This is a genomic window from Pantoea sp. GM01, from assembly GCF_000282675.1.
GTDB lineage: Bacteria > Pseudomonadota > Gammaproteobacteria > Enterobacterales > Enterobacteriaceae > Pantoea > Pantoea nemavictus.
The window spans coordinates 1-3,677 of sequence record NZ_AKIU01000011.1 but is presented as its reverse complement, the minus strand read 5'-3'; the positions used below and the strand labels follow the sequence as shown (position 1 = coordinate 3,677).

Below are 3,677 nucleotides of genomic sequence, written 5' to 3'. Positions count from 1 at the left end.
TGCTGTCCAGACACGCGTAGGTATCGTTCTTTTCAGTGCTTTCCACGCGCGCGGGCAGCGTGCCGGCAATCACCGGACGGCGCAGCAGCGCCGGACGCCAGCAGACGGTTTCGCTGTACGCCATGCCGTCAAACGCCAGAATGAAGCTGCTGCTGCGCGAGCCGTGGCTGCGCACACGGGTAATCAGCACGCCGTCCTGCAGTCCGTCCGGCAGCGCGCTGTGGCTTTCCAGCACCTGACCCGGCGTCAGCTGCGCGCGGTTAGTGATGCCGCTGGCCTGCAGCTGACCGCAGAGCAGACGCTCATGATGCAGGCGGGCGAAGAACGCGCCGGACTCCACGCTGCCGGCGTCACCTTCCGACAGAAACGGCTCGGCGTAGCGGTACGCTTCGCCGGTGGTGATGCCTTCGGCGCTGCTGATGCTTTGTGTACTATCCTGCGGCACCAGCGCCTCGCGGTAGTTGTAGTCGCGGGTGCTGACGCTGCCGGTCACCACGTTGCGGCCGGTTTGTATATCAAGAATGCACTCCTGACCGGTGTTGCTCAGACCCGACGCCGGGCGCAGCGGCAGCGAGGTGCCGAACTGATAGTGCTGCTGCGAATCGTGGAATATCACCACGTCCTGCTCGAGGCGCGCGTCCATGTCGAAGCGCCAGAAAATCCCCACCTCGGCCAGCAGGCGCTGGATGAACGCCAGGTCGGTTTCGCGCCACTGGGTGATAAGCTCGCGCTGCGGATACTCGCGCGACAGGCTGAAATCAAAGTCCGGGCCTTCGAAGCCGTGCGAGCGCAGCACCTGTTCAACCACTTCAGGCACCGACTGGTTGAGATAGATTTCGCTGCGGTGCGTGTGGCCGAGCATCGCCAGACGCGGTACCAGCGTCAGCGCGTAGCGGGCTTCATCCTTCGACGTTGAGATGCGGCGAAACGTCTGCACCACGCCAAACACTGTGCGTACCGGCGTGGCAGGCGCGCCGGTGAACATCGGCACCTGGAAAGTGAACGAGGCCGGCTTCATCAGCAGCGCCTCGCAGATGATGTCCGCGTTTTCGCAGGTCACTATGACGTCATAGCGCCACGTTTCGCTCAGCGCCTCTTCGGCCTGAAACTTCAGCACGTCCAGCGTCTCGTCGCAGCCGTGCACCTGCATCAGGTAGCGCGAATGGCCCAGCGTTTGCGCCGCCTTTTTCACCAGGGAAATGACTTCATCACTCATGATTCACCTCATCAAACGCCAGCACGATGCCCTCTTCTTCCATGCAGTCCATCAGCAGATGCTGTGGATGATTGCCCGCCGCACGATGACTGAGAATTTGCTGGCTCAGCACCGGCAAAATCTGCTGATTAAGCAGGCTGTCGACGTTGCGCGCGCCGGTGTCTGGTAGCAGACAGGCGTCGGTGAGCATGTCGTACAGACCTTCGCCGATGGTGGTGCGGATGCCGTAATGGCGTTGCAGCCGCTGGCTGACCTGCTTCAGCTTCATTTCCACGATGATGCGCATTGCCTCGCGCGCCAGCGGACGGTAAATCACCGTCTGGAAGCGCGCCAGCAGCGCGGGCTGGAAGTGGTCGCGCAGGATCGGGCGCAGGCACTCCTGCAGGTCGGATTCGGTAGCGTCCGGCGTTTCGTCCAGCAGCTGCATCAGCGCATCGCTGCCGAGGTTCGAGGTCATCAGGATTACCGTGTTGCGGAAGTCGATTTCGCGCCCTTCGCCGTCGCGCATAAAGCCACGGTCAAACACCTGATAAAACAGGTTGATGACGTCGCGGTGCGCCTTTTCCACCTCGTCGAGCAGCACCACGCTGTACGGACGCTTGCGCACCGCTTCGGTAAGGATGCCGCCCTGGCCGTAGCCGACGTAGCCCGGCGGCGAGCCTTTCAGCTGGGAAACGGTGTGCGCTTCCTGGTATTCGCTGAGGTTGATGGTGATTAACGACTTCTGGCCGCCGTACAGCAAATCGGCCAGCGCCAGCGCGGTTTCGGTTTTGCCGGTGCCGCTGGTACCGACCAGCAGGAACACGCCCTGCGGGCCGTTTTCCGAAGTGAGTCCGGTTTTGGCGGCGCGCAGGCGCTGCGCGATGGCGCTGAGCGCCGCATCCTGACCGACCACGCGGGTGGCGAGCTGGTTTTCCAGCGCCAGCAGTTCCGCCTGCTCATCCTTCATCAATGAGGAGAGCGGCACGCCGGTCCAGTCGGCAATCACGCCCGCCACGATGCGCGCGTCAACGTCGGCGGTGAGCAGCGGCTCGCCGGGCTGCAGCGCGTCGAGGTCGGTCTGGAGCTGTGCGATAGCGCCGCGCTGGCTGGCGTCTTTACGGCCTTCCAGCAGCTGCTGCATCAGCGACTGCACGATGCCGTAGCGCTGCTCCAGCGCCTCCAGCTCTTCATCAGTGAACGCAATCTGCGTCGCGATGTCGGCCAGTCGCTCCTGCGGGATGGCGCCGCCGAGCGCTTCATCGTCGAGAATGGCGCGCTGCTCAATGTTCAGCGCATCAAGTTTCGCCCTTAAGCGGGTAATGGCCTCCGGCGTGGTGTCCTGGCTCATGCGCACACGCGCGGCGGCAGTGTCGAGCAGGTCAACCGCCTTGTCCGGCAGCTGGCGTCCGGTGAGGTAGCGGCGCGACAGGGTGACGGCGGCGCGCACCGCCGCGTCGGTGATGTGCACGCCGTGATGTTCGGCGTAGCGGGATTTCAGGCCGCGCAGCATCAGGCAGGCGGTATCGTCATCCGGCTCGTCGACTTTCACCATCTGGAAGCGGCGCTCCAGTGCGGCGTCCTTCTCGAAATACTGTTTGTACTCGCTCCAGGTGGTGGCCGCGATGGTGCGCAGCTCGCCGCGCGCCAGCGCCGGCTTCAGCAGGTTGGCCGCATCCGCGCCGCCCGCTGCGTTGCCCGCGCCGATGATGGTGTGCGCCTCGTCGATAAACAGCAGCACAGGATGCGGTGCGCTCTGTACCTCGGTGATGATGTTTTTCAGGCGCTGCTCGAACTCGCCCTTCACGCCCGCGCCCGCCTGCAGCATACCGAGATCCAGCGTATGCACGCTGACCGGCTTGAGGCTGTCCGGCACGTTACCTTCAACAATGCGCAGCGCCAGCCCTTCCACCAGCGCGGTTTTACCCACGCCCGGCTCGCCGACCAGAATCGGGTTGTTTTTGCGGCGACGCGACAGGATATCGACCATCTGACGGATTTCGTTGTCGCGGCCAAAAACCGGGTCGATTTTACCGCTCCGCGCGTCAGCGGTGACGTCGCGGGTGAAGCGGGCAAGGGCTTCGGTGGTTGGGATATTGGTTTCACGTGCCGCGGTTTGTTCGAGGCTGCTGACGGGCATCTCCAGCTGTTCCGCTTCCGCACGCTCCTCAGACTGCGCTTCGAGCATCGGCTTTAAACGCTCAAGCTGGCTCATGCGTAGACTCAGCAGCGGCCACAGCCCTTCGCAGCGCACCAGCGACGGCTGTTCGGCCAGCGCCATCAGCAGATGGATGCTGCGGATTTGCGGGTTGTTATCAGATGCTGACGCCATCAGCCACGCCTGTTTTAACAGCGCTTCTAATGGAGTGGAAAGCTGCGGACGTCCGCGCACCGCGCGCGGCTGGCGGTCGAGAAACGCCAGCAAATCCTGCCAGATGGCGTCCATATCCCACTCGTAGCGGCGCGCGATGACGGTGATGTC

At 63.5% G+C, this 3,677-nt stretch carries 2 protein-coding genes; both read right to left on the bottom strand.

Translation table 11 applies throughout. The annotated features are described in order from the left end of the window. On the bottom strand, positions 1-1,216 hold a 1,216-nt coding region (locus PMI17_RS03730; protein ID WP_007886258.1), incomplete at its 3' end, for a type VI secretion system Vgr family protein. Further along, positions 1,209-3,677: type VI secretion system ATPase TssH (gene tssH, locus PMI17_RS03725; protein WP_007886256.1), on the bottom strand; the 2,469-nt coding region annotated here is incomplete at its 5' end. The genes tssH and PMI17_RS03730, both read right to left, overlap by 8 nt.